The organism is Flavobacterium sp. FlaQc-48 (assembly GCF_044007335.1).
GTDB lineage: Bacteria > Bacteroidota > Bacteroidia > Flavobacteriales > Flavobacteriaceae > Flavobacterium.
The window spans coordinates 274,163-299,164 of record NZ_JBIPCR010000004.1 but is presented as its reverse complement, the minus strand read 5'-3'; the positions used below and the strand labels follow the sequence as shown (position 1 = coordinate 299,164).

Below are 25,002 nucleotides of genomic sequence, written 5' to 3'. Positions count from 1 at the left end.
TTAAAAATTAATGTTTAAACCCAATAAATAGGTTCTTGGAACCGGGTAGAACCCGTAATCAATTCCGGCACCAATTGGCGATTGAGAAACTCCATCCTGATTGGTTGGTCCTGCTGAAGATCCCGGATCAAAACCTTTGTATTTAGTAAAGGTGTATAGATTATTTACTCCGGTATAAAGTCTTAATTTAGTAATTCCTGCTTTTTGACTTACTTTTGGATTAATTGTATACCCCAGTTGTATGTTTTGAATTCTGAAATAAGAGGCATCTTCTACAAAATAATCTGAAAGTACATTGTTTGCAGTTGCACCTGTAGTTACTCTTGGTACTGTTGTACTTGTGCCTTCGCCTGTCCATCTGTCTAAAACATAATCTAATCTATTGGCATCAGAAAGTACCCTTTCGTAATTACGGACCATGTCATTTCCAATAGAAGCAAAACTGTAAAGTGCAAAATCAAGGTTTTTATAATTTAACTGTACATTAAATCCCATTGTAGCGTCAGGAATTGGATCTCCAATATTGGTTTTATCTTTGGTATCGATAACGCCGTCTCCATTTAAATCTACATAACGAATATCTCCCGGCGCAGCATTTGCCCCTAAGGCTAATTGTGACGGATGTGCCTCAACTTCGGCCTGATTTTGAAATAATCCATCTGTTTTATAGCCGTAAAAATATCCAATTGGTTTTCCGGCTTCCATACGTGATGCTGCAGGCTGCCCTACTCCAAAACCACCTTGTTCAATGATTCCGGTCCCGTTATTTACTTCTAATACTTCATTTTTAATAAATGTGACATTATACCCTACACTAAAACTAAAAGAATCTGAAAGTTTTTCTTTGTAATCGATCGCAAATTCAACTCCTGAATTTCTCACAGAACCTGCATTTAAAGTCGGGGCACTTGCACCCGGAGCACCAATTCCGATAATTCCTGAAACCGGAATATTTGGAATTAAGAGATCCTTTCTGGTATCTATAAAGTAATCTGCAACGACAGAAACTTTATCATGGAATAATCTTAGATCTAAACCAACATCAAACTTTTTAGCTTCTTCCCATTTCAAATTAGGATTGGGGATTTGCCCTGTTGCTATTCCGTTAACTAAATTTCCATCAAATACATAAGTCGCTTCACCTGTTAAAAGTCCTAAATAACCATTATTTGGGATCTGATCGTTACCTAATGTACCGTAACTGGCCCTGAATTTTAAGAAATTAAATGTCTTTGATTCCCCAAAGAAACGTTCATCTGATACTACCCACCCTGCTGTAAATGACGGGAAGTATCCTACTTTATTTCCGGGACCAAATTTTGTAGAAGAATCACGTCTGATCATTGCTGAAAAAAGATATTTCCCCTTATAATCGTATTGTGCTCTTCCAAAATAAGAAAGTCTTCTTTGATCGTAAACATAACCTCCTGTATTTAGAGAACTTGGCAATCCTTTTGTTAAGGAAAGATCTGCATATTCCCAGGAATTATTAGGAACATCAAAACCGGTTGCATTTGCAGAATTTCCCCATTGTTTGTAAATAGTATTTCCTAATGTTGCGGTAATGTTGTGGTTTTCGGCTATTTTAGTATTGTAGGTAGCGTAAATATCAAATGAATAATCATTATCATTGGTTGCCGTTTGTGTTACGGAACTTCTTTGTACATCAAAAACTTTTCCGCCGTAACTAATTTGTTTGCCAAATGTTTTCCCCTCGCTGTTTGACGTATTAAATCCGATTGAACTTGTTAAGACAAACCCTTTAAAAATTTTATAATCCAGACCAAAGTTTCCGTTTAGCTTTTTATAATTGTAATCATTATAAGTGTTGGCAATTTGTGCTAACGGATTTATAATTTCGGTTCCAAGTCCTGTTGTGCTGGGTACTAAAGTAAAGTCTCCATTGGCATCATACGGTTTAAAAGTTGCCGGTACATTTAAAGCATTAAATAATACAGATCCCAATCCGTTTTCATTAATTGTTTTTCTATCAAAATAGGTATAGATTACATTTGTTTTTAGTTTGAATTTATCGCTTAAATCTGCTCCTAAAGCAAGTCTGGCCGTATTTCTTAAAAAACCTGATTTATCCTGTCCTACAATTCCTTCCTGATCTAAATGTGACCCACTTACCGCATAGGTAATTTTATCAGAACCTCCTGAAATTGTAATGTCGGTATTTAAAATAGGTACACCTGTTCCTAAAACTTCTTTTTGCCAGTTGGTTCCGCTTCCTAAACCGCTTGCATTTGGATAAGGAAGTGGTTTTCCGCCATTGGCATAACTTTCATTTAATAACAGTGCATATTCGGTAGCATTAAGCATGGGCAATTTTCTTGAAGCTTCCTGAAATCCGGAGTAACTATTAATCGAAACTTTTGTTTTCGAATTCTTTTTACCCATTTTAGTTGTAATCAGTATGATTCCGTTTGCACCAATCGTTCCGTAAATGGCGGCTTGTGCATCTTTTAAAACGGTAATAGTTTCAATATCATTCGGATTCAGCAAGCTTAGATCGCCTACATAACCGTCTATAATAGCCTGAGGGCCATTTTCTCCGTTCGTTGCAATACCACGAATACGAATATCCAGTTTGGCTCCCGGCGCTCCGGATTGTGTCGTGACATTTACTCCGGAAACAGTTCCTTGTAATGCTTGTTCAACCTTGATTGGTTTTAAAATTTCAAGTGTTCTGCTGTCTACTACAGAAACGGCTCCGGTTACTTCTCTTTTCTTTTGAGTTCCGTAACCAATGACAACGACCTCATCAAGTGATTTGGCATCATCGCTCATTTTAACTGTTATTCTGGTTCCTGAAACGGCAACTTCCTGTGTACGGTAACCTATATAACTGAAAACAATTATAGTCCCTTTTGGAACTCCTGATAATTTAAAAGATCCGTCGAAGTCTGTGGTTGTACTTTGTGACGAACTTTTAACTTTTACATTTACACCCGGCAGTGATAAGCCCGAGCCATCTAGTACTGTTCCGCTTACATCAAAAGACTGCGAAAACGCAAAAGATGTAAACAGCATTAGTACGGTTAGTAATAATTTGGATTTCATAATTAGTTAGTTTTTATTGAAAGATAAATTTATTCGATCCGTTTAGGAAAACGACAAATTTAACCTCAACAAAAAACATACATCATAAAAAAACAAGCTGTAAATTCAATATTTACTAAAATAGTTCCTTATTTAACTATTAATTACGAATGTTAATTTCTTTAACATAAATACTCTCAAATCACAAAAAACCGTTAATGTTGAGGTAATGTATAGTTTTTTTATCCTGTTTTTCGAGGTACTATACAGCAAGGATATACTCGACTAAACCGATTTCGTGCTGTAAATCCATTTTTTTGCGCAAACGATATCTTTTTATCTCTACGCTTCGAACTGAAATATTAAATAAAGGGGCAATCTCCTTTGATGAAAGATTCAATCGCAGATAAGCACAAAGGCGCAAATCATTTGGAGTCAGTAAAGGGTGTAATTGTTTAATTCGCTTTAAGAAATCTTTATCGGCATTATCAAAGGCTTCTTTAAAAACATTCCACGAATCTTCTTCGGTAATATTTTTATTGATGGTACTGATAACCGATTTGATATTACTACTATCGTTTTGTGTAGTCTTCTTTAAGTCTTCTTTTATAAAAGCAAGCAGTTCATTTTTGCTATTCAGGCTCATGGTAGAAACTGCCAGTTCCCTGTTTTTATTATCCACATCCTGAGATAATTGTTCGTTTCGCAGCTTCATTAACTGTTGCTCGTTTTCCAGCTCTTTAATTTCTAATAACAGGTTGTTTTCTTCTATTAGTTTTTCTTTTTGTTTCTGATAAAAATTACGGTAGGCTTTATTTATAAAATACGCCAGCACCAAAATCAGCAGAAAATAAACGAAACAAGCCAGATTAGTCCAATACCAGGGCTTTAAAACAACAAAGGTGTAAGTAGCGGTATTTTGCAAAATTGTATTGGCATATTTCGCCCTTACTTTAAACGTATATTTTCCAGGGGAAAGATTTTTAAAGTTAACCGTAGCTTTGGTGCTCCACTCACTCCACTCATTTTGAAAGCCTTCTAATAAATACTGATATTCTGAATTGATGTATTTATTGTATTCCGGAACGGTATAATTTAATGTGATATTGTTTTCATCAGAATAAAAGCTGCCCTCAGTCTGGATAGCCACATTTTTTAAAACTTCATTTTGTTTGTTTATACTAATATCTGTAATAAGAACCGAATAATTTTTAAAACTTAGATCGTCAATATTTAAAGTATAATAGCCATCTGTGGTTCCTATTAAATAAGTTGATTTTGAGATTTGGGTAATATTTTCATATCCCAGCATCGAATTGGTTAAGGATGACGGGATCGGAATTACATTTTGCTTTAATTGGTTGCTCAATTTACTGGCAGAGAAATAATGAATATAGTTTTTAGAAAACAGCCAGATTTTGTTGGAATGATCTACAATTAATTTACCTGATGTATATTCGTCTTTTTCAAAAATGGAACTTAACAAATTGTCTTTTTCGAAACTTTTGGTATTTTGATTCAATTTAAAAATACCGCCTTTGTAAGCATAGTAGATCGCATTATTGAATTTGACTAAACTTGCATTTTTTCCTTTTTGAGGCGATTTGTATGTGTAAAAGTCATTCGTTTTTAATAATGACTGATCCACTTTTAGCCTAAAAATACCTTTATATTCATGACTTACATAAACATCCAGAGTATTCGTAATTTCAAAATAACGTGAGGAATAGTCAAAACCTTCTATCTTATTTTTGAAAACCCATTGATTGTTTACTTTTTCCAGGACCGAAATCCCATAATAATTTCCCTGAAGCAATTGATTTTTGGTATTCGGAACCGGTTCAAATTTCCAGGTTCCCGAAGATGAAAATATACTTCTCGCCGAATCATTTGTAATAATAAAAGTTCCCGAATCATGTCCGCAAAACAGCGTATTATCATAAACAAAAAGTGACCAAACCTGTCCCTTTGTTCCGTTAATGAATTTAAACTCCGCATTACCCTGATTCGGTTTCCAAAACAAACCCTGATTGGTTCCTACATACAACAAACCATTAAAAGTGGCAGAAGCATAAACGGTTCCTAAAACTCCCGTATCATCAGTAAAACTATGCACCGGCGATTGAATATTGATACAATTAATTCCGTTATCAAGTCCAACCCATAAATTCTGATCTTTATCTTCAAAAAGCGATAAAGCGGTGTTGTTGCTCAATCCCTTACTTTGCGAGATGTGGTATTTTAATTTCCCGGTATCCGATAAAATATAAATTCCGTTAGAAACCGTTCCCAAAGCAAAACTCCCGTCCTGAAGCAACTGACTGCTGTAAACAAAATTTGATTTTAATGCCGCATCCACATCTGTTGCAAATCGGGTTAGAGCATTTCCTTCTAATTTATAAATTCCATCCAATTGCGTCTGAATCATTAAACCATCTTCTGAGGCAAATACATTAACAATCGTAAACTTTTTAAGAATTGGATTATCGGAAACCAATTTAGCCCTGCCACTTTCAATTTCAAAAAGCCCTTCTTTTAGCGTTTGAAAATAAATGGCATTTTTATGGGCAAAGGATTTAACCACTCCATTTTTAGGGGCAATGATTTTAAACTGTCCGGTTTTGGTATCATAAATATAAATTCGGTTCAGCGACTGAAATAAAATCCAGTGATCGTATTGCAGAATATTCCAGAATTGTTCGTCGTCTAAAATTTTATTTTTGATTGTATCACTAAGCGAAGTATACTTTAGTTTTCCGTTGGATTGTCTTGTCCAGTAACCAAAATTCATATAACAACCTGTAAAAACCTTATTGCCAATTACTTTTACAGAACGAATAATTGTTTCCTCCGGCGCCGGATATAATTGCCAATTGGTACCATTATACTCTAAAAGTCCGTCATTATTAGCAAAATATAAAAAGTTTTGATTGTCCTGAGCAATCATCCAGCTTTGGTTTCCGGCACCGTAAACTGCAGATGAATATTTGATAATTGGCGGAAACTCCTGCGAATACAGGAGAAAACCCATCAAAAATAACAGTAGTGAAAATTTAGTTTTCAAAATTTGGTTATGGTATTAATTTGGTAGAAAAACAGTTCTAAAATAGCTATTTTGTAATTAAATAATGATTTTTTCAGAAAAATAAGATTAGCCTGTTAAATTTGGTTCTGTCTTATTTCAATCCTACCGCGGGGTTTCAACTTTGGCGACACGGATTACGATAATATAGTATCCCTCAACGTTTAAATTATTAGCAATGTCAACAACATTACATATCAAACATGGTAATTCTGTTAGAATTTGGAACAATGGCATTAACAAAACTCCGATCAAAATTGATTACTTTTGTACAAATTGACTTTTTTTATGCAAATTGATCTTTCGACACTCGACCCAAAACATAATATTATAATTAAAGGGGCACAGGTACATAATTTAAAAAATGTAGATGTTGCTATTCCAAGAAATAAACTGGTAGTCATTACAGGACTTTCAGGTTCTGGTAAATCCAGTTTGGCATTTGATACTTTATATGCCGAAGGACAACGTCGTTATGTAGAAAGTTTATCTTCATACGCACGTCAGTTTTTAGGGCGTCTGGACAAACCAAAAGTAGAATACATTAAAGGTATTGCGCCGGCAATTGCGATTGAGCAAAAGGTGAATACTACCAATGCACGTTCGACAGTTGGAACTTCAACAGAAATCTACGATTATATCAAACTTTTATTTGCCCGAATTGGAAGAACGTATTCTCCAGTTTCAGGGCAAGAGGTAAAGAAAAACTCGGTTACTGATGTGGTCTCTGATGTAAAAACATTAGAAATCGACAGCAAATGGCTGCTTCTTGCACCTATTCATCTGGAAGAAGGAAGACAACTCGAAGACAAACTGAAAGTACTGCTGCAGCAAGGATTTTCCCGTGTTTTGGTGAACAATGAAACAATACGTTTAGACGATTTTACGCCATCAGATCTTCATCAATTAGACAATAAAGATATCTTACTGATTATTGACCGTATCGTCGTTAAAGAGGAAGAGGAATTTTATAATCGTCTTGCCGATGCGGTTCAAACCGCTTTTTTTGAAGGTAAGGGAATTTGTTATCTACAGGAATTAAACGGTGACAAAAGATTTACCTATTCGAATAATTTTGAATTGGATGGCATTACCTTTTTAGAACCTAATGTTCATTTATTCAGCTTTAATAATCCTTACGGTGCTTGTCCGGTTTGTGAAGGTTATGGAAATATTATTGGTATTGATGCCGATCTGGTCGTTCCAAATACTTCCTTATCAGTGTTTGAAAGTGCTATTTATCCGTGGAGAGGCGAAAGCATGAGCTGGTACAAAGATGAATTGGTAAAACATGCCTACAAATTCGATTTCCCTATTCATAAACCCTATTTCGAACTTTCTGATGAACAAAAAGATTTACTTTGGAAAGGGAATCAGTATTTTCAGGGTCTGAACGGATTCTTTAAAGAACTGGAAGAAAAAAATTATAAAATTCAGAACCGCGTAATGTTATCCCGCTATCGTGGAAAAACAAAATGCCATGCCTGCCGCGGAAAACGTTTACGCGAAGAAGCCTCATACGTAAAAATTAATGGTAAAACGGTTTCAGATTTAGTCGATTTACCAATTAAACATTTGGTTACGTTTTTCAAAAACATCGAATTGAATGTTTACGAACAGCAAATTGCCAAACGTTTGATGATCGAAATCAATAACCGTTTGTCATTTTTAACAGAAGTTGGTCTGGATTACCTGACATTAAACAGAAATTCCGCCACCCTTTCAGGAGGGGAATCGCAACGTATCAATCTTGCCACTTCACTGGGAAGCAGCTTAGTGGGTTCGATGTATATTCTGGACGAGCCTAGTATTGGTTTACACCCTAAAGACTCTGAACGCCTGATTAAAGTTTTGCTTTCGCTTCGTGATTTAGGCAATACTGTGATTGTGGTGGAACACGATGAAGATATTATGAAAGCCGCCGATATGATTATTGATATTGGTCCGGAAGCCGGAACTTTTGGCGGAAATTTAGTGGCTCAGGGAACCTATGACGAAATTTTACAATCCGATTCCTTAACGGCGAAATACCTGAATGGTGATTTAGAAATTTCGGTTCCTAAAAAGAGACGAAAATTCAAAAACCATATTGATATCATTGGTGCCAGGGAAAATAACTTAAAAAATATTAATGTTACTTTTCCATTAGACGTTTTAACGGTTATTACCGGAGTTTCAGGAAGTGGAAAAAGTACTTTAATTAAAAAGATATTATTTCCTGCCATGCAAAAAAAACTGGATAATGCAGCCGAAAAAGCGGGGCAATTCAGTGAGATCAAAGGTTCTTTTTCTCAAATCAAACATATCGAATATGTGGATCAAAACCCAATTGGGCGAAGTTCAAGATCGAATCCGGTCACGTATATTAAAGCTTATGATGATATCCGTGATTTATATGCCAAAGAAAAATTGTCTAAAATAAGAGGATATCAGGCCAAACATTTTTCTTTTAACGTTGATGGTGGCCGCTGTGAAACATGCAAAGGAGAAGGCTCTATTAATGTCGAAATGGTCTTTATGGCTGATGTTTCATTGCCTTGCGAAACCTGCGGTGGAAAACGATTCAAAAAGGAAATTTTAGAAATTACTTTTGACAATAAAAACATCAACGATATCCTAACCATGACTATTGATGATGCCATTGCCTTTTTTGATAAAAACAAGCAGGCCAAAATTACTCAAAAATTACAACCCCTTCAGGATGTTGGTTTGGGATATGTACAATTAGGACAATCTTCTTCTACGCTTTCCGGTGGCGAGGCACAACGTATTAAACTGGCTTCTTTTTTAGTTAAAGGAGCAACAAAAGATAAAGCTTTGTTTGTTTTTGATGAGCCTACTACAGGTTTGCATTTTCATGACATTAAAAAATTACTGGCTTCGTTTGAAGCTTTAATAGAAAAAGGACATTCTATAATCGTAATTGAACACAATCTTGATCTTATAAAATGTGCCGACTGGATAATTGATCTCGGCCCCGAAGGTGGTGAAAACGGAGGTCATTTACTGGCAGTCGGAACACCTGAAGATATTGTAAAAGTAAAAGAATCTGTAACAGGCATTTATTTGAAGGATAAACTTTAGATAAAGTTACTAAGAGATTAAGCCGCTGCAGTTCTAAGCTACAAAACAGGTGTTTTTTTTCTACTATTATGACCAGGCGAACTTTAAGCATATACCCCTTAAGCTTCCCCTTTACTTTGCCTGACAGATAAAAGACAAATAAAAAGCCATAAATTACAACAGTTTAGTATTGTAATTTATGGCTTTTTGTTTGTAAGATTAAATGTTTAAGCGACCAGGCACCTTTCTTCAAAAGGGCAGCCATCTTCGTCAATGGCAACCAATACTTTTTTTTGTTTTGAAGCCTCAATAGTCAAATAAAGCCATGCAAATGACCATAATCCTAATGTTAGACAGAAAATGATAAAATTTAAACCGTGGTTAACTACTTTACCGCCTTTTGACAGTACGGCAAAAAGTAATTCGTCATTTCGCTCTTCCAGTGTAAATCCTTTATGAACTTTGTTTGATATCATATTAGAAAATACTTGTAAGCTTTGTTCTTGACTGTGGGGGCTTCTTTTCATAATAATCCATTAAAAATTAATCCAAATAATACTACAATTATTTTACCTTTTTTAATTTTGGTAAAGTACTTCAATCTACATAAACATCACAACACCTTATTTTATTGTATTTTATAAGAAATTTTTCGTCTTATCCAGTAAAGTATTACATGATTCTTAGCTAAAGTTAGTTTTTATAAAATTAATTACAAAATTACGAAGTGTTAATTTTTAAGATTAATCACACATTATCAATACTTTACTTTTTATTTTTGATACTAAAGAAAGGTGCTTCGTAATCTTCTTTTAGATAATTTTCAGGAATCGTCGTGGTATTTCCGTCCCGCAATGCACTATAATGTGGAGACATGATCTCTATTCCTGCCGCATTAAAAGAATCCTGAATATTTTGATGTAAGGATGAATAAATTAGAGGTTGCTTTGTAGGCTCTTTGGTATAAACATTAATTTGATAGGAAACATAAAAGTCGTCAAGGCTTATTTGCAAAACAAACGGCGCGGGTGTTTTCTCAATCATTTCAGTCTTTAATGCCGCCTCTATTAATGCTTTATGAATGTCTTTCCAGGGAACATCATAACCAATTGAAACGGTAGTATGAATTAATAAACCATTATTTATAACTTTTGTATTAGAAGAATAATTGGTAGAAGTACTCGATAAAACTGTTGAATTCGGGATTGTAATATCTTCAAATTTTGGTGTTCTGATTCGGGTAACCAAAGCTGTTTTTTCGATTACTTCCCCGCTTACATCGCCAATTTTTATAAAATCACCAATTTTAAACGGACGCATATAGGTAATTACTAATCCGGCTACCATATTAGCAATAGCATTTGATGAACCTAACGAAAACAAAATACCGACAAAGACTGAAACTCCTTTAAAAATGGAAGAATCGGAACCGGGCAGGTACGGAAAAATAACAACTACCATAAAAGCCAAAAGTAAAAATCTAATGATATTAAAGGTAGGCATTGCCCAATCGCTGTAAAAGCCGTCAATTTTAATATTCTCTTTTTTAATCTCATCAAAAAAGAAGCGGATTATTTTTATTGTATATTTAAAAATGAAGATGATCACTACGATTGTAACGAAACTTGGCAAAAAATGAACAAAGCCCATCACGGCAAGTTTTGCCGGTGAAAGAATCCAATGTAATAAAGTTGTGGTATACGCTTCTGTCGCCGGAAAAATACTAAACAGTAAGGGTAAGGAAAGATACACTATTAAAACCAGCGTAATGCCCTTTATAAAGCTATAGACTCTCATACACAGAGATTGTTGCTTTTGTGGGGAAAGAATACTTATATTATTATAACTAAAACCTTTAAAATATTTATCACTGTTTTTTAAAAGATGATATTTTAATGTGTTAAAAATCTTTCCGACAAAATAGAGTACTACACCGATAATAAGGATAAGCAATGCTGTATATCCTAATCTTTTAGGAAGCATCGAATAATTTTCATTTTGATAGATTACAGCTCTTTTTATCAAATTCAGATTTCGATTGGCAATATAACCTGTCGTTTGATTTTCGGCTTTTGCATCAACGTCTAAAATAGACATAATGACAAAATCATTCTTATAGATGATATCCTGCGAAATATCTGAAGGCACTACCGCAATTGAATCTTCCTGAAAAAAAGAATCTTCATATAATTTTCTGACTTTTTCAGTGATTGCATTTGCCCTGCTTTCGGCAGAAAAAGAGCCAACTTTATTGTAGACATAAAAAAGTGTGTCTTTAAAAGGAGCGACGGGATATCTCTTTTGCTTTACTTCCGGAACAATTGTTTTTGACGTTAGCAAACTGTCTCTTTGGGCAATTGCATTCGAAGAAAATAAAGTAATGAAAAACGCTAAAAAACAAATTACATTCTTTTTCATATTCTGTTAGCGATAAGTTAGTTATCCTTTCTAACAAATATAAAAACAAAATAGATCCAAATTTTAATTACTTATCGTTTTCTCAATAAAATCGTACTAAATTTTTATTCTCAACTTTATCAAAATAGTATCAATTACTTTATTAATATCAGGAGAAATAGTAAACTTGTAATTTAAGTACACGTATACAACCGTTACAATTATTGATTTTAAAGCAATACCAATTAATGGATAAACAGGGAATTCCCAAAAATAGAATACTAAAAACAGCGCTGTCGTAACCCCCAAAGAATATAAATTTTGTTTTGTAAACGGATACAAATCAAGTTTTTTTACGACAAAAAGCAGTTTGGCTAAACTATAAAAAGTAATAGATAATAAAGTAGCAAATGCTGAACCCATAATACCAAAATGGGGTATAAAAATTATATTTAAAACAAATGTCAAAACAACTAAGCCCAATCCTAAAAATAATACTGTGCGGTAATATTTAGTATTAAAAATGATCGCATTATTGTTTCCCAGAATTAAATCGAAATATTTTGACAACCCAATCATAAATACAACCGGAATACCTCCCCTGTAATCTTTAGGAACTATTTCATAGAGCTGATTAATATTAACAAAAATACACAGCATTACAAACCCACCCACTATCTGAAGATTAATAGATGTTTTTTTGTATAAAACATTAAGTTCATCGTGTTTGTTCTCATGCATTAACTTAGCCGTAATTGGATATACAATCTGATGCATAGCCCGGCTAGGTACTGAAATTACCAAAGCAATATAAGTTGCCACAGAATAGTAAGCAATATTTTCAATTTCCATATATTGATTCAGTATCAGTTTATCACCATCCAAAAGTAAATTGGCAACACTTCCTGAAAGAATAATGAAAAAAGTATACTCCATCACACCTTTTACGTTCTCAGGAATAGTGATCTGAAAATTAGGCTTTTTGATGTAAAAAGCATAAAACATCGTTACTAAAAAGGCTATAAAATAGATGGCGGCGGTTACATATACAAATTGAATTAGAGTCATCCAATGAAAATACAAACCGATCAAAGCTATTGTAGAAACCAATCGTAAACCAACTTCCTTGATAAAATTTCCAAAAACAGAATGCATATGAACCCTTGCCCAGGCATAAAAAATCTCAAAATACGCCATACAAATACCAATAAACGGAATCAGGAGCATAAATTCTTTTACAACAGGGTTTTTCTTGGTTACAAATGCAGTTATATCATCAAAGAAAAAAATACCGATAATGCCTAAAGGAATACACATTAAAATAGGAAACAATGCGGTAAACGACAAAAATTGCTCCCGCTCCTCCTCTGTTTTGTATTGCGAATAAAATTTGACCAAAGTATTTTGCATTCCAATTGCAAACAAAGGCATAATTACATTAGCCGCAGATAGAATGTAGTTTGTTAATGCATAATAAGTTGCACCTAAATAAATTGGGTATAAGTAAAGTGTATTAATGGCTCCAATAGCGAAACCTATGTATGTAATAATTGTATTTTTGAAAGACTGGTTTAAAACAATACCCATTATTTGGATTTTAGATGATTTAGATGATTGCAATCTTATGATTCGCTAATCAATTCTGCCAATTGTTTGGTAAGATTTTTTCTTGAATATTGTTGTAATCCAACGCCATTAGCTTGTAATTTCCCTTCCAAAAATTGATTATAAAAGTCCAAAATTACACTTTTTAACTTCGCTTTATCAGAATAATCAAAAAATACACCTGTATTCGTTTCTTTTATAATATCAGCAAAATCAGAACCATCAGGTCCAATGGCAATTATTGGTCGGTTTGATACCATATATTCGAACAATTTACCGGGAATAATACTTTTAGTATCTTCAGAATTAATCTCTATTAGAAGTAAAACCTGAGATTTTTTTTGATGTGCAATCGCTTCATGATGCGAAACATACCCCAGAAGATTTAAATAGTCATTCAGATTAAATTCGGCAATAGAATCCAGCACTTCCTGGCTTACTGCTCCAATTAATTTAATTTCCAAATGGGATTTTAAATCGGGGATTTCCTGAAGTAATTCTATCAGAGATTCCCATAAAAACTTCGGATTTCTATCGGACAGAAATGATCCAATGTGAGCCAGGGTAAATTTGGTATCTAATGTTTGTTTCCCCACATTCTCAATATCATAACCATTTGTAATTACCGATATTGGTTTATTGGTTATCGCTTCAAATTCCGTTTTTGTAGTTTTACTGGTTACAATAATTGTATCCGCTGAATTTAATACTTTATGTTCCAGATTTTTATGCTTCTTAGCCGCATAACCGGATAAACGTAAAGCTTTATGATACCCAATGGTTGTCCAGGGATCACGAAAATCAGCAAACCACTTTACATGTAGTTTTTCTTTTAATTCTAAACCTATTAAATGCAAACTGTGTGGCGGTCCTGAAGTTACAATGGTATCGATATTGTTTTCCTGGATATACTGTTCAAGATAAGCCACTGATGGTTTTACCCAAAAAACACGGGCATCAGGAATAAATAAATTTCCACGGACCCACAGAAACGTTTTATCTAAAAAAGTTTGTTTTTTCTTATGAGGAAAAATTCCGGAACTGATTTTCTTTGTCTTATTTTTTGAAAAAATGGAAGCCAATTGATAAGGCTCCCAAATTTTATTCTTTAGTACAATTGCATTTTCAGGGATTTGACTGACCAAACCTTCATCAATTATAGGGTAAGTTGGATTTTCAGGAACATACACAATAGGCTGAATACCAAATTCAGGTAAATATTTTACAAATTTCAGCCAGCGTTGTACACCAGGCCCTCCAGCTGGTGGAAAATAATAGGTAATGATTAAGAGTTTTTTTTGTTCCATTAGGTTGTATTCAGTTTCACAGAGACTCACAAAAATTCACGAAGTTTCGCAAAGATTGTTAATTATTTTTTTGAGTCTCTTTGTAAGGACTTTGTGAATCTTTACGAAAGAACCTTTCGAAATAAACTCCTCCAATCAAAAGCAATAACATACCTATTGAACTGGCCAGAGTAATCAAACTTCCGGTTTTTACAACCTGAGGTTCAAATTTAAACTCTATTGTATGTTGTCCTCCCGGAATTTCCATTGCTCTTAAAACATAATCAACAGGGAAATGATCTGTTAATTTACCATCAATATAGGCATTCCAGCCTTTTGGGTAATATATCTCAGAAAAGACAGCCAGAGCATCTTTTTCATTATCCGATTTATATTTGATATAATTCGGTTTGTATTGTACTACTTGAATTGTTCCGGTAGTATCCCATTGTTTCTTCATACGGGCATTTGTGAATTTAGCTTCATGCTCATGAACGTTAAAAACAGCTACCCTCTTCGTATCAATATGATCTAATGCTTTCATTACATCATCCGGTTTATTTACCAGCTTTACTGCACTAACAAACCATGCATTTCCGTTTGCATTTGGATTTATAGCTGGGAATTCTTTTCCTTCCTTATCGGTTTGAATGATATATTTTACATTTAACATATCCAGGACTTCCATATTGTTTTTTGCAATCTGGTAGTCAAATAATTGTTGAATTCTTCTTGGTTTAGCCGCATGGTATCCTCCCAAAGAATGGTGAAAATAAGAAGCACGGGCACTGGACATATTACCATTTACCTCAAAAACCCTGTAATGTGTTGTATCTTCCAAAATCTTAGCATCAGAAGGTGTTTCCTGAAACGGAGCAGCAATTTGAACAGGACTTACGAAATCTTTTGCCGAAACATATTTTTTGTCCACAAAAAACAAATCGAAAATCATTAAGAGACCCACGATGATTAAAGTGGTATTCTGTGCCAGTTTATTTTTGATAAATAACCATAAAATTCCAAAAGTCAATACGATAAAAAAACCTGAACGCAATAAATCTGCATAATACAAACTTATTCTGTCTTCTTTTAAAGCATCAACAAATTCCGGTCCCTGAGATTGTAAATAATATTCATCATTTACTCCTGTAAAATGAAACATACTTTTGGCAAACACAAAAATCAATATCGTTCCCAGACCAAATACACCTGTTTGTACTAGTGCTTTCTGTTGCAGTTTAGCATCTTCTTTAGCTTTAAAGAATGATTGTAATCCCATGACAGCCAAAACAGGGAAACACAATTCAAGAATTACCTGAATCGATGATACCGCTCTAAACTTATCATACATAGGAACATAATCGATAAAAAAGTCTGTGAGTAACGAGAAGTTTTTTCCCCAAGAAAGTACCAGCGAGATTAATGCTCCTGCAAGAAATACGTATTTTATTTTTCGATCATCAATAAATAATGCTAAAACCGCCAAAAAGAAAACAACAACTCCAATATAGGCCGGAGCTGCAACAATAGGCTGATCTCCCCAATAGGTTGGCATTGCCGAAGCAAAGTCCTGAGCCTGGGATTCTGTAGCACCCTTTTCGATAGCCAGGGCATACATCCTGCTGTCTTTACCTAAATTTTCATGGTTCGAACCTCCAAAAAGTCTTGGAGCAATTAAGTTAAAGCTTTCTGCGATTCCATAGCTGTATTCGGTAATGTATTCGCGGCTTAAAGCGTTCTCGTTTGTCTTTTTGGACCCGTCAGGATTAAACGTTAATTCGCTGTTACTACGGGTACTAAATTTAGCATACTCGCTTGTTGCCATTAAGTTCGTTGCATTGGCTCCAATAGCAAAAATCCCGGCTAAGGCCAAAACTCCAATAGCAGTTAAAAGTGACTTGTATTCTTTCTCTTTTATAAAGTTAAAAGCAAAATAACCAGACAAAACGAGCAAGAAAATCAATAAATAATAAGTCATTTGAAAGTGATTGGCGTTAATTTCTAACGCAACCGCGAACATAGTGAGCAAACCTCCCCAAATATATTTTTTCTGAAAAACCAGTATAAAGCCTGCAATAACGAGCGGCATATAGGCAATAGCATGTGCTTTTGCATTATGACCAACTCCAAGTATAATAATTAAATAGGTAGAAAAACCAAAGGCAATTGCGCCAATAAAAGCTTTTAAAGGATCTGTTTTTAATACGAGTAACAATCCGTAAAAACCCAGGAAATATAGAAATAGATAATCAGCCGGACGCGGTAAAAAACGTAAAGCATCATCTATTTTACCCACATAATCGTTTGGATAATTTGCTCCTAACTGATAGGTTGGCATACCACCAAATGCTGAATTTGTCCAATACGGCTCAGAATGTTCTGTAGCTCTAAAATCATTTTGCTCTTTTGCCATTCCGGTATATTGAGCAATATCTGATTGGAAAATTTGTTTTCCTTGTAAAACCGGGTAAAAATAAATTAATGAAACGAGAATAAAGCCCAATATTACAAGGGCATGCGGATAGAACTTATTTACTATTTTCAATTTAGGCTGGTTTGGGTTAAATGATGGATCCTATAATTCTGGGTCACAAACTTAATCTATTTCTTCGTAATCAACATAATCGCCAACCTTTTTGGTTTCACGAGGATTTTTTGCATTGGCTGTATTAATAATTATTTCATCATTATTAGTACGTGTTTGTTGCCATGTATTGTCCTGACTGTATTGTTGTTGTCTCTGAAAATTCTCCCCTGCTTTCTCAACCGCTTTTTTTACCAGTACCGGCAAAAAAATTCGGGCTAAAAATTTAAAAATATAATAAAACGCAATAATCCACATTATCGTTTTAAACAAATTTGTAAAAGATGCTTCTTGCATGATCATATAATTTTTTTCCAAAATTAATAAATCCATTGTTTAAAATTAAAATATCAATCTTAAATAAATAATAAAATATAGTACATTTGAAATGCGTTATTACTTTTTAATCCAAAAACACGTTTATGTTAAAAAATAAAAACTTATTCCTTACAGCATTTTGTTTCATTCCTCAATTTTTCTTCGCTCAGTATACTGATGTTATCAATTCTAACCGTCCAGGCGAAACCATGTCGGCGTATGCAGTTGGAAAATCTGTAATTCAGGCAGAACTTGGCGTTTATGGCATCAAAGAAAAACATGACTTATTAAATTATGACGCAAGTGGTTTTGGTACAGATCTAACCTTACGTTATGGTGCGTTTTTAGAAAAACTGGAATTTATTCTGGATTTACAATATCAAATGGAAAATTTTGACACTCCCTACACCAGTTATAAAAAGAATAACTTCAGACAAACTGTTTTAGGGGCAAAATATTTAATTTATGACCCTTATAAAAATTATAAAAAAGAAGCAAACATCTACAGCTATAAAGCGAATCATAGCTTTAACTGGCACGAATTAATTCCTGCTGTTTCTTTATTTGCCGGAGCCAATTTTGTCGGGGCAGATAATCCATATTACTTTTCTCCACAATCTGCCATTTCTCCAAAAGTTGCCCTGATTACACAAAATTTATTCGGAGGCGGAAAATGGGTTTTCGTTACCAATATTATTGCAGATTATATCGCAACAGATTATCCAAGTTATGGCTATGTCTTAACTTTAACACACGGATTTAACGATAAGTGGTCCGGGTTTATTGAAAACCAGGGATACAAAAGTGATTTTTACAGCGATGCTATTGTTCGTGGCGGAGCAGCTTATTTAATCAATTCAAATCTTCAGGTAGATGCATCTGTGAGTACTAATTTTAAAAACACTCCTTCTGTTTTATATGGCGGTGTGGGCGTTTCATGGCGTTATGACGGAAGTTACAAGGAAAAACAAATGGAATTTAAGAGCAAAGACAAAGCAAAAAAGAATAAAGATAATGAGATGGAACAAAGAGAAATCGATTATCAGGCAAAAGAAAGAAAACGTAAAGCTAAATACGAATAGCAATTAATAATAAACTTCTCTGCTCAGGAGATATTTACATACAGAATTTTAATGATTACAATTAAAGAAGCCAGAACCAAGAAGGAACTAACTGATTATATCAAATTTCCATTTTCATTATACAAAGACAATCCATATTGGGTTCCGCCTATCATTGCTGATGAATTAGAGTCATTTGATAAAACAAAAAATCCAGCTTTCGAAAACGCCGAAGCCTATTTTTATATCGCTTACAAAGACAATGAAATTGCAGGCAGAATTACGGCAATTATCAATTGGGCAGAAGTAAACAATCAGCACAAAAGAAAAGTGCGTTTTGGATGGTTTGATGTTATCGATGATATCGAAGTCACCAAAGCATTATTAGAAAAAGTATATGAATTGGGCAAACAACACAATCTGGAACATGTTGAAGGCCCAATGGGGTTTTCAAACCTGGATAAAGTTGGTGTTCTGACAGAGGGTTACGATCAAATGGGAACGATGATTACCTGGTATAATAATCCGTATTACGTTACTCATTTTGAGCAATTGGGCTTTCAGGTAGAGAAAGAGTATATCGAAAGTATTTTTCCTTTTTCTAATGTTAAACCTGAGTTTTTTTTAAAAGCCCAGGAATTAATAAAGAAAAGATATGGTTTGAGGGCGTTGACTTTTACCAAAACAAAAGACATTATGCCACATGTGGACAAAATGTTTGATTTGTTTAATGACTCCTATGCCAAGTTAGCTTCATTTGTTGCTATTTCTGATGTTCAGAAGGAGTATTTTAAGAAAAAGTACATCAGTTTTATTAATCCTGAATACATCAAATTTGTAGTTGACAAAGAGGATAATTTAGTCGCTTTTAGCATTGTAATGCCTAGTTTTTCTGAAGCATTACAGAAAGCAAAAGGCAAATTATTTCCGTTTGGATTTATCCATCTTTTAAGAGCCAGAAAAAAAAGCAAAGATGTTGTTTTTTACCTGATTGGGGTTCATCCTGATTATCAAAACAAAGGTGTTACGGCTATTATTTTTGATGAATATTTTAAAACTTTCTCTGAAAAAGGAATTCAGACTTGTATCAGAACTCCTGAACTGGCTGAAAATACAGCTATTCACTTATTATGGAAAAATTTTGACCCCAAAATTCACTGCCAAAGAAAAACATACCTGAAATACCTTTAAAAATTTTCAGTTAAAAAGTGTTTTTACTTCGCATACATACATAAAAAAAATCCATTCGTCCCAAACGAATGGATTTTTACATTATAGGCATTCTCTTTACCTTATTCTACTTTACAGTCTACTTTTATCAATGTATTTTTTTGATCAAATTTCAATTTTGTTTTATCTTTAAATGTTACTTTATCATTTGCTGTTACTACATCGCCATATCCTTCAATAAAAGTTCCTTCTCTCTGTAAAAAAGCAACTTCTCTTACTGATGAAACTCCTTCGGACATGAAAGTATAATCAGCAATCAGAGTATCTCCTTTCATATTTCCAATTAAAGTTCCTTCGTTTTTATCTTTTCCGGATATATTATAGCTTAATTTACCATTTACTTCCTGATGCGAATTCACATTAAAACTCATCTCAATAATACTGCCGTTTGCTTTCCAGGCATAACATTGATCTCCTGCCGGTTCAACAATTTCAGCTTCTTTTGGCGGGGTCGGGGTAATTTGTACCGGCTCTGTAGTGGTTTCTTTTTTACAGGAAATAAAAACTGTTAAAATAAGGGTTGATATTGCTAATACTTTTTTCATAATTCTTTTTTTTTTACTGGTTTTGAACTATAAAATTAACATTATAAAAAAAATCCACTCGTACAACGAATGGATTTTTTTTACATAATTCCCATGTTAACAGGAATCTATTTTTACGAAAAATTAAGCATCTAAATCAACCGTAGTTCTGCTTGCAATTTCTTTATATGTTCCGTTTTCTAATTTTTCACGAATTGCTTCAAAAGCGGTTAACGTTTCATCGATATCAGCTAATGTGTGTGAAGTTGTCGGGATCATTCTTAACAAAATAATTCCTTTTGGAATTACAGGATAAATTACAATCGAAAGAAAAATACCGTAGTTTTCTCTTAAATCGTTTACCATTACCATTGCTTCCGGTACACTTCCTTCTAAATAAACTGGTGTAACACAAGTATTTGTATCTCCAATATTAAAATTTCTTGAACGCAGACCGTTTTGTAAAGCATTTACGTTTTCCCAAAGTTTATCTTTCAATTCCGGGTGATTACGCAATAATTCTAAGCGTTTCAAAGAACCAATGGTCTGGATCATTGGCAATGCTTTTGCAAACATTTGCGAACGTAAGTTATATTTTAAATAATCAATAATATCCTGATCTGCAGCTACAAATGCCCCAATATTTGCCATTGATTTTGCAAAAGTCGAGAAATAAACATCAATTCCGTCCTGAACTCCCTGCTCCTCACCTGCTCCGGCTCCTGTTTTACCCAGGGTTCCAAAACCGTGTGCATCATCAACTAGTAAACGGAAATTGTATTTTTCTTTTAAAGCTACAATTTCTTTCAATTTACCTTGTTGTCCTCTCATTCCAAAAACACCTTCGGTAATAAATAAAATCCCTCCACCTGTTTCAGTAGCCATTTTAGTAGCACGCTGCAGGTTTTTTTCCATACTTTCAAGATCATTGTGCTTATAGGTAAAACGTTTACCCATGTGCAAACGAACACCATCGATAATACAAGCGTGTGAATCTACATCGTATACAATAATGTCATTTTTAGTAACTAAAGCATCAATAATAGACACCATTCCCTGATAACCAAAGTTTAACAAATAAGCTGCTGGTTTCATTACAAAATCAGCCAATTCGTTTTCTAATTGTTCGTGGTATTTAGTATGACCTGACATCATACGTGCTCCCATAGGGTATGCTGCTCCAAATTGAGTTGCTGCGTCAATATCAGCCTGACGAACTTCCGGATGATTTGCAAGACCTAAATAGTCATTCAAACTCCAGTTTAAAATATCTTTTCCACCAAATTTCATTCTTGGACCAAGTTCACCTTCTAATTTTGGGAATACAAAATATCCCTCAGCTTGCGAAGCCCATTTTCCTAATGGTCCTTTATTGTTCTGAATTCTTTCGAATAAATCTTTTACCATAATATATAGTGTAGTAATAATTTTATTTTATACAGGGTGCAAAAATAATGATTATTATTCTAAAATTGGGTGAGCCATTTATTTTTATTGAAAAATATTCTGAATATCAATCTTCACAAGAAATTTCTCTCTGTGCGAAAGACCATTTATCAGGATAAAATATCAAAATCAATATTCAACGACCAAAAGCCAAACCTAATTTTCAGGTTTGTTGCAATATAATATAAAATTAATTGTATCTTTTTTTATTGAAACTGTTATTTATAACCAAAATAATTTATAGAGGAGCCATTACTTATTGGCATCAAGTTCTTAATAAAACCAATTTTAGTTTTACCTTTGAAAGTACTAATTTTTTAACACCTAAATAATGGCCTTAAGCACCTCAAAAGATTTAAAATTAGCTGTCCTTATTGATGCCGACAATGTACCCTATAGTAATGTAAAAGGTATGATGGAGGAAATAACCAAATTTGGAACTCCCACAACCAAGCGAATCTATGCTGACTGGACTAAACCAAATTCGAACGGATGGAAAGCTGTTTTACTTGAACATGCCATTACCCCTATACAACAATACAGCTACACAGTTGGAAAAAATTCATCCGATTCTGCTTTGATTATCGATGCTATGGATTTGCTATATTCCGGAAAATTAGACGGTTTTTGCATCGTTTCAAGCGATAGTGATTTTACGCGTCTGGCAATTCGATTGCGCGAATCAGGAATGAAAGTGATTGGTATTGGAGAAAAGAAAACACCAAATTCGTTTATCGTTGCCTGTGACAGGTTTATTTATATTGAAGTTTTAGACGGAGCCATCCAGAAGAAAAAACCCAAAACAGTCAATACTGCAGACACTAAGAAACCCGTTGAAAAACCTGCCGAGAAAGCACTACACAAAATTGACGCACCAACGATAGAACTTATCGAAGCTACCATTGAAGACATTGAAGACGACGATGGCTGGGCATTTCTTGGTGATGTCGGAAATCTTATTGTGAAGAAAAAACCTGAATTTGATCCCCGAAATTATGGGTTTTCCAAGCTTACACCAATGCTAAAATCATTGACAGATATTCTTGAAATTGACGAAAGAGAATCAGACAAAAAAGGAATCAAACACGTATACGTCAGACTACGATTCAACTAATTATTATTATTTATTTAAGATTAAAAACATGAGAAAAAAATTCTTTATTTACGGATTCTTAATGTTGCTAATTGTTGTTACAATTTATTTTTACACTAAGCGCGGTTTTTTACTTGTTATTATTATTCCAATTTTACTAGTTGTTGGTATTTATAATACTCTTCAAAAAAAGCATGCTATCCTTAGAAACTTTCCTGTTCTGGGTTATTTCAGGTATTTATTTGAAATGATTGCACCTGAAATTCAGCAATATTTTATCGAAAGGTCTACAGACGGGAGACCCTTTTCAAGAAACCAGCGCTCCATGGTGTACCAAAGAGCAAAAAATATCGATTCGAGTACACCTTTCGGAACCCAACAAAACTTAAATCACGATAGCTACGAAGGGATAAAGCATTCTATTTTCCCGGCAAAAGTTAACGAAGAATTACCTCGTGTACTAGTGGGCGGAAAAGATTGCAAACAACCCTACTTAGCTTCTTTATTTAATGTTTCAGCCATGAGTTTTGGTTCATTAAGCGAAAATGCCGTTCGCGCCATTAATATTGGTGCTAAAAAAGGAAACTTCTATCAAAATACAGGAGAAGGCGGTCTAACTGAATTTCATCTCGCTGCCGGCGGCGATATTACCTGGCAAATTGGTACAGGTTATTTTGGATGCCGTGATGCGGAAGGCAATTTCAGCCCTGAAAAATTCTCAGAAAAGGCCAATCTTCCAAACGTTAAAATGATTGAAATTAAGCTTTCTCAAGGTGCAAAACCGGGTCATGGCGGTGTACTTCCCGCAGCTAAAAATACCGAACAAATTGCAAAGATCAGAGGTGTTGAACCGCATACTATGATTCTTTCTCCTCCCGGCCATCATGCTTTTTCAGACAGTAAAGGACTAATTCGTTTTATTGCACAATTGCGTCAATTATCGAATGGAAAACCAATTGGATTTAAACTTTGCATTGGCAACACAGCAGAATTTGAAGCCATTTGCCACGAAATGATTGCAGAAGATACTTATCCAGATTTCATAACCGTTGATGGTGCTGAAGGCGGAACCGGCGCAGCTCCTTTAGAATTTGCTGATGGTGTTGGAATGCCTTTTGAACCTGCCTTAATTTTTGTCAATAAAACATTAATTAGCCTGAACATTCGTGATAAAATGCGCATTATTGGAAGCGGAAAAATTATTTCCGGTTATTCTATCCTGCACGCTGTAGCCCTGGGTGCAGATATGTGTAACAGCGCAAGAGGTTTTATGTTTTCTTTAGGCTGTATTCAGGCATTACGCTGCCATAACAACGAATGTCCAACCGGAGTAGCCACTCAAAACAAAATGCTGATGAAAGGTTTAGTGGTTACTGATAAATCGGATCGTGTTTACCATTTTCATAAAAACACTTTACATTCTGCCAATGAACTTTTAGCTGCTGCAGGCAAGAAAAGTTTTAGCGATGTAGATATTAATATTTTCATGCGTGGTGATGAATTTGCTAATTTATCGGATAATTATTTCCCCGACATCTTAACCAATGTCAACAAACATTAAAAAACAACAAAGCCTCTTTACATATCGTAAAAGAGGCTTTTTCTTTTAATTTATATTCCGTTTTTTTCTTTTGCTTAAAGTTTAGCCGTTTCTTTTTGCGCTACAGCACCATCTGCCTTTTCTAAAACAGCTAATTCTTCTTTATTCACTAATTGCTGAGCCAAAATAGCATTATTATAGGCTAAAAAGTACACATCAAATGTTACTCCTTCTTCAATTAATGCTGTAGAAATCTGGTCATTTTTAATCATTTCTTTCAGCAAATCAGGAAATGATTCTTTATAAGCTAATTTGTTTGAATCGTTTTCTTCTAAATTAGTTTCGATCCTTATTTCAATTTTATTATCATTTAAAAATGCTTTAGCCGATGTACTTGTAATTCCGTGTCCCTTTATCGAAGACGAATTGTTATAAGTACTTACATGTTCCTGAATTTTTTGCTTGGTATTTTTACAACTTACCAACAACATTAAAACGGCAAAAGCAAATGCGATTTGGGTAATTTTTTTCATAATTTTTTTTGTTTTTAGTTAATTTTTAACTCAAACATAACAAACTTAAAAGACAAAAACAATTTAAATTAACAAAAACGCAAAATGTAATTATTTGACTACAACTTGGTTATGCAAAAATGAAATGCAAAAAAGAACAAAAACAAAACCCCTTCTTCAAAAAGACAAACGGGTTTATATAACCTGAAAAAGCCT

The 25,002-nt window shown here is 34.1% G+C and carries 16 protein-coding genes; 5 read left to right on the top strand and 11 right to left on the bottom strand.

Annotation, left to right across the window (positions count from 1 at the left end; all coding sequences use genetic code 11):
* The gene (locus tag ACHRWY_RS08730; protein WP_395353879.1) at positions 1-3,066 is read right to left on the bottom strand and encodes a SusC/RagA family TonB-linked outer membrane protein; all 3,066 of its coding nucleotides are present in this window, start codon (positions 3,064-3,066) and stop codon (positions 1-3) included.
* Between the two features lie 241 nt (positions 3,067-3,307).
* Entirely contained in the window at positions 3,308-6,109 is a 2,802-nt protein-coding gene (locus ACHRWY_RS08725) for a triple tyrosine motif-containing protein (RefSeq protein ID WP_395353878.1), read from the bottom strand.
* Between the two features lie 306 nt (positions 6,110-6,415).
* Between ACHRWY_RS08725 and uvrA the strand changes: the two genes are divergently transcribed.
* Entirely contained in the window at positions 6,416-9,211 is a 2,796-nt protein-coding gene (gene uvrA, locus ACHRWY_RS08720) for an excinuclease ABC subunit UvrA (protein WP_395353876.1), read from the top strand.
* A 206-nt stretch (positions 9,212-9,417) separates the two neighbouring features.
* Here the strand turns inward: uvrA and ACHRWY_RS08715 are convergent, their stop codons facing one another.
* From ACHRWY_RS08715 to ACHRWY_RS08690, 6 genes are all read right to left on the bottom strand, one after another.
* A complete protein-coding gene (locus ACHRWY_RS08715) occupies positions 9,418-9,666 on the bottom strand; it encodes a hypothetical protein (protein WP_395353874.1) in 249 nt (82 codons plus the stop codon).
* Positions 9,667-9,955: 289 nt separating this feature from the next.
* Positions 9,956-11,608 carry a mechanosensitive ion channel family protein gene (locus ACHRWY_RS08710; RefSeq protein WP_395353872.1) on the bottom strand — a complete coding sequence of 551 codons (1,653 nt, stop codon included), beginning with the start codon at positions 11,606-11,608 and terminating at the stop codon, positions 9,956-9,958.
* A 96-nt stretch (positions 11,609-11,704) separates the two neighbouring features.
* On the bottom strand, positions 11,705-13,174 hold the full coding sequence (locus tag ACHRWY_RS08705; RefSeq protein WP_395353870.1) for a polysaccharide biosynthesis C-terminal domain-containing protein: 1,470 nt from the start codon (positions 13,172-13,174) through the stop codon (positions 11,705-11,707).
* A gap of 35 nt (positions 13,175-13,209) precedes the next feature.
* Positions 13,210-14,499, bottom strand: coding sequence for a glycosyltransferase family 4 protein (locus ACHRWY_RS08700; protein ID WP_395353869.1), 1,290 nt, complete (start codon positions 14,497-14,499; stop codon positions 13,210-13,212).
* A 58-nt stretch (positions 14,500-14,557) separates the two neighbouring features.
* On the bottom strand, positions 14,558-17,023 hold the full coding sequence (locus tag ACHRWY_RS08695) for a YfhO family protein (RefSeq protein WP_395353868.1): 2,466 nt from the start codon (positions 17,021-17,023) through the stop codon (positions 14,558-14,560).
* Positions 17,024-17,074: 51 nt separating this feature from the next.
* Positions 17,075-17,395 (bottom strand): DUF4834 family protein, encoded by a 321-nt coding sequence (locus ACHRWY_RS08690; protein ID WP_395353867.1) that lies wholly within the window; start codon positions 17,393-17,395, stop codon positions 17,075-17,077.
* 89 nt (positions 17,396-17,484) lie between these two features.
* Between ACHRWY_RS08690 and ACHRWY_RS08685 the strand changes: the two genes are divergently transcribed.
* Both ACHRWY_RS08685 and ACHRWY_RS08680 read left to right on the top strand, forming a co-directional pair.
* Positions 17,485-18,462: a transporter gene (locus ACHRWY_RS08685; RefSeq protein ID WP_395353866.1), complete on the top strand. Its 978-nt coding sequence runs from the start codon at positions 17,485-17,487 to the stop codon at positions 18,460-18,462.
* Between the two features lie 51 nt (positions 18,463-18,513).
* Positions 18,514-19,632 (top strand): GNAT family N-acetyltransferase, encoded by a 1,119-nt coding sequence (locus ACHRWY_RS08680; RefSeq protein WP_395353865.1) that lies wholly within the window; start codon positions 18,514-18,516, stop codon positions 19,630-19,632.
* Positions 19,633-19,733: 101 nt separating this feature from the next.
* Here ACHRWY_RS08680 and ACHRWY_RS08675 read toward each other — a convergent pair whose 3' ends face one another.
* Together ACHRWY_RS08675 and ACHRWY_RS08670 are read right to left on the bottom strand one after the other, a co-directional pair.
* The gene (locus ACHRWY_RS08675) at positions 19,734-20,216 is read right to left on the bottom strand and encodes a hypothetical protein (protein ID WP_395353864.1); all 483 of its coding nucleotides are present in this window, start codon (positions 20,214-20,216) and stop codon (positions 19,734-19,736) included.
* Positions 20,217-20,339: 123 nt separating this feature from the next.
* Positions 20,340-21,602, bottom strand: a complete 1,263-nt coding sequence (locus ACHRWY_RS08670) for an aminotransferase class I/II-fold pyridoxal phosphate-dependent enzyme (RefSeq protein WP_395353863.1) — start codon at positions 21,600-21,602, stop codon at positions 20,340-20,342.
* Positions 21,603-21,972: 370 nt separating this feature from the next.
* On the opposite strand from ACHRWY_RS08670, the gene ACHRWY_RS08665 reads away from it, so the two are divergent.
* Positions 21,973-22,755, top strand: coding sequence for an NYN domain-containing protein (locus ACHRWY_RS08665; protein ID WP_395353862.1), 783 nt, complete (start codon positions 21,973-21,975; stop codon positions 22,753-22,755).
* Between the two features lie 28 nt (positions 22,756-22,783).
* Positions 22,784-24,295 carry an FMN-binding glutamate synthase family protein gene (locus tag ACHRWY_RS08660; protein ID WP_395353861.1) on the top strand — a complete coding sequence of 504 codons (1,512 nt, stop codon included), beginning with the start codon at positions 22,784-22,786 and terminating at the stop codon, positions 24,293-24,295.
* A 74-nt stretch (positions 24,296-24,369) separates the two neighbouring features.
* Here the strand turns inward: ACHRWY_RS08660 and ACHRWY_RS08655 are convergent, their stop codons facing one another.
* Positions 24,370-24,807: a hypothetical protein gene (locus ACHRWY_RS08655; protein WP_395353860.1), complete on the bottom strand. Its 438-nt coding sequence runs from the start codon at positions 24,805-24,807 to the stop codon at positions 24,370-24,372.
* Positions 24,808-25,002: the final 195 nt, after the last annotated feature.